This window comes from Nocardia farcinica, assembly GCF_029867845.1.
GTDB classification, from domain to species: domain Bacteria; phylum Actinomycetota; class Actinomycetes; order Mycobacteriales; family Mycobacteriaceae; genus Nocardia; species Nocardia farcinica_A.
The window spans coordinates 1-3,297 of sequence record NZ_JARWRU010000372.1; the positions used below are offsets into that span (position 1 = coordinate 1).

The 3,297-nt window shown below is 72.0% G+C and carries 3 protein-coding genes and 1 pseudogene; all 4 read left to right on the forward strand.

Annotation, left to right across the window (positions count from 1 at the left end; all coding sequences use genetic code 11):
* The first annotated feature begins 73 nt into the window (after positions 1-73).
* Positions 74-763, forward strand: a complete 690-nt coding sequence (locus QH283_RS07890; protein ID WP_280502361.1) for a phosphoadenylyl-sulfate reductase — start codon at positions 74-76, stop codon at positions 761-763.
* Positions 760-1,719 carry a sulfate adenylyltransferase subunit CysD gene (gene cysD / locus QH283_RS07895; protein WP_280502362.1) on the forward strand — a complete coding sequence of 320 codons (960 nt, stop codon included), beginning with the start codon at positions 760-762 and terminating at the stop codon, positions 1,717-1,719. The genes QH283_RS07890 and cysD overlap by 4 nt, the downstream gene beginning before the upstream one ends.
* Positions 1,719-3,065, forward strand: coding sequence for a sulfate adenylyltransferase subunit 1 (locus tag QH283_RS07900; protein ID WP_280502363.1), 1,347 nt, complete (start codon positions 1,719-1,721; stop codon positions 3,063-3,065). The genes cysD and QH283_RS07900 overlap by 1 nt, the downstream gene beginning before the upstream one ends.
* Before the next feature lies 1 nt (position 3,066).
* A pseudogene (locus QH283_RS07905) lies at positions 3,067-3,297 on the forward strand (hypothetical protein); the annotation flags it as partial.

Sequence of the window (3,297 nt, forward strand, 5' to 3'; positions counted from 1 at the left end):
TGGCGGGGGGGGACGGTAACCACTTGGTCCGGGTAGACAACCTGTCCAACCCTGCGCCGCCCCCGGGCGGCCGGTGCCGTTTTGGCGCGCGCCCCCCGGGCGCGGCGCCGCCGAACTCGGCCCCGACGCCTCGGCCACGGAGCTGCTCCGGTGGACCGAGGACAATTTCGGGTCGACCTACATCGTGGCCTCCAACATGCAGGACGGGGTGCTGGTCCACCTGGCCGCCCAGGTGCGCGCCGGAGTCGACGTCCTCTTCCTGGACACCGGCTACCACTTCGCCGAGACCATCGGCACGCGCGACGCGGTGGAGGCGGTGTACGGGGTCAACGTGATCAACGCCCGCGCCGAGCAGTCGGTGGACGAGCAGGACGCGCTGCTTGGCAAGGATCTGTTCGCCCGCGACCCGAACGAGTGCTGCCGGCTGCGCAAGGTGGTGCCGCTGAAGCAGTCGCTGGCCGGCTACAACGCCTGGGTCACCGGCATCCGCCGGGTGGAGGCGCCGACGCGCGCCAACGCCCCGTTGATCTCCTTCGACGAAGCCTTCGGCCTGGTGAAGATCAATCCGATCGCGCCGTGGTCCGACGAGGACATGCAGAACTACATCGCCGAACACGGCATCCTCGTCAACCCCCTGGTGGAGGAGGGTTATCCGTCCATCGGCTGCGCTCCGTGCACGCGGAAGCCGGAGCCGGGAGCCGATCCGCGAAGCGGCCGCTGGGCCGGCCTCGCCAAGACCGAATGCGGGTTGCATCAAGCATGAACGACACCATCACCAACGACACCCCCGTCCTAGGCCAGCAGACCGAGCGGTCGCTCGGGATCAGCGAGTTCGACACGCTCGCCGCGCTGGAGTCCGAGGCCATCCACATCTTCCGCGAGGTGGCGGGCGAGTTCGAGCGGCCGGTGATCCTGTTCTCCGGCGGCAAGGACTCCACGGTGCTGCTGCACCTGGCGCTCAAGGCGTTCTGGCCCGCGCCGCTGCCGTTCGCGCTGCTGCACGTGGACACCGGGCACAACCTGCCCGAGGTGCTGGAGTTCCGGGACAAGGTGGTCCAGAAGTACGGCCTGCGCCTGCACGTCGCCTCGGTCGAGGACTACCTGGCCGACGGTCGTCTCACCGAGCGCCCCGACGGCATCCGCAACCCGCTGCAGACGGTGCCGCTGCTGGACGCTATCTCCGAGAACCGCTTCGACGCGGTCTTCGGCGGCGGCCGCCGCGACGAGGAGCGTTCGCGCGCCAAAGAGCGGATCTTCTCGCTGCGCAACGCCTTCGGCCAGTGGGACCCCAAGCGCCAGCGCCCCGAGCTGTGGAACCTGTACAACGGCCGCCACGCCCCCGGCGAGCACGTGCGCGTGTTCCCGCTGAGCAACTGGACCGAACTCGACATCTGGCGCTACATCGCGCGCGAGAACGTCGACCTGGCCAGCATCTACTACGCCCACCAGCGCCCGGTCTACCAGCGCGACGGCATGTGGATGACCCCCGGCGTGTGGGGCGGGCCGCGCGAGGGCGAGACGCTGGAGACCAGGTCGGTGCGCTACCGCACCGTCGGCGACGGCTCGACCACCGGCGCGATCCTGTCCGAGGCCGCCACCAACGAAGCGATCCTCGCCGAGGTCGCCGCGTCCCGGCTGACCGAGCGGGGCGCCACCCGCGGCGACGACCGCGTGTCCGAGGCCGCGATGGAAGACCGCAAGCGAGAGGGTTACTTCTGATGTCCGCTGCTCCGCAGACCACCACCGAGCCGGGCGTGCGGACCGAACCGCCCGCTCAGCTGCTGCGCCTGGCCACCGCGGGTTCGGTCGACGACGGCAAGTCCACCCTGGTGGGCAGGCTGCTGTACGACACCAAGTCGGTACTGGCCGACCAGATCGACGCGGTGACCCGCGCCTCGGTCGACAAGGGCCTGTCAACGCCGGACCTGTCGCTGCTGGTCGACGGCCTGCGCGCCGAGCGCGAGCAGGGCATCACCATCGACGTGGCCTACCGCTACTTCGCCACGCCCAAGCGTTCGTTCGTGCTGGCCGACACCCCCGGTCACGTGCAGTACACCCGCAACACCGTCTCCGGCGCGTCCACCGCGCAGCTGGTGATCCTGCTGGTGGACGCGCGCAAGGGCGTCATCGAGCAGACCCGCCGCCACGCCGCGGTGCTGGCGCTGCTCGGCGTGCCGAAGCTGGTGCTCGCGGTCAACAAGATCGACCTGGTCGAGGACGCGGCGACGGTGTTCGCCGAGATCTCCGCCGAGTTCAACGAACTGACCCGCGGCCTGGGCTGGGCGTCGGAGGACGTGCTGGAGATCCCGGTCTCCGCGCTGCACGGCGACAACATCGCCAGCCGCTCGGAGAACACCCCCTACTACGACGGCCCTTCGCTGATCGAGCACCTGGAGTCGGTGCCGGTCGACGCCGACAGCTCCGGCGAGCACTCGATCGGGCTGCGCTTCCCGGTGCAGTACGTGATCCGCCCGCGCACCCCCGAGTACCCGGACTACCGTGGCTACGCGGGCCGGATCGCGGCGGGCACGGTCGCCCCCGGCGACGAGGTCGTGGTGCTGCCCTCGGGCGTGCGCACCACCGTCGAGCGCATCGACACCCCGGACGGCGAGCTCGCCGTGGCCCAGGTGGGCCGCAGCGTCACGCTGATCCTGGCCGACGAGGTCGACATCTCCCGCGGCGACGTGATCGCGGCGGTGTCCGACGCCCCCGAGCCGGTGGACGCCTTCGACGCGACCGTGTGCTGGCTGGGCGACAAGCCGCTGCGGCCGGGCGCACGGCTGCTGCTCAAGCACGGCACCCGCACCACCCAGGCCATCGTCGGCACGCTCATCGACCGTTTCGACGAGCAGAACCTCGCCTCGGCCCCGAACCCGGAATCGCTGGAGCTCAACGACATCGGCCGCATCTCGGTGCGTGTCGCCGAGGCGATCCCGGCCGACGACTACCGGGTCAACCGCCAGACCGGCAGCTTCCTGCTCATCGACCCGGCGGGCGGCAACACCCTGGCCGCGGGCCTGGTGGGCGACGCGCTGACCGCGGTCGAGGTCGGCGCCGGGGTCTGAGGTGACCCGCGGCGCCCGGCCGGGAACCGGCCTGCCCGAGGCGGATCGGTCAGGGCTCATCGGGCGCGCCGACCGGAGCGGTCCCGCGTTGCTGCTGGCCGGTCACGGCAGCCGCGATCCCCGGTCGGGGGGGGGGGGGGGGGGGGGGGGGGGGGGGGGGGGGGGGGGGGGGGGGGGGGGGGGGGGGGGGGGCCGCGCCCGCGGCCCGGGGCGCGCGGGCGGGGGGGCGGGG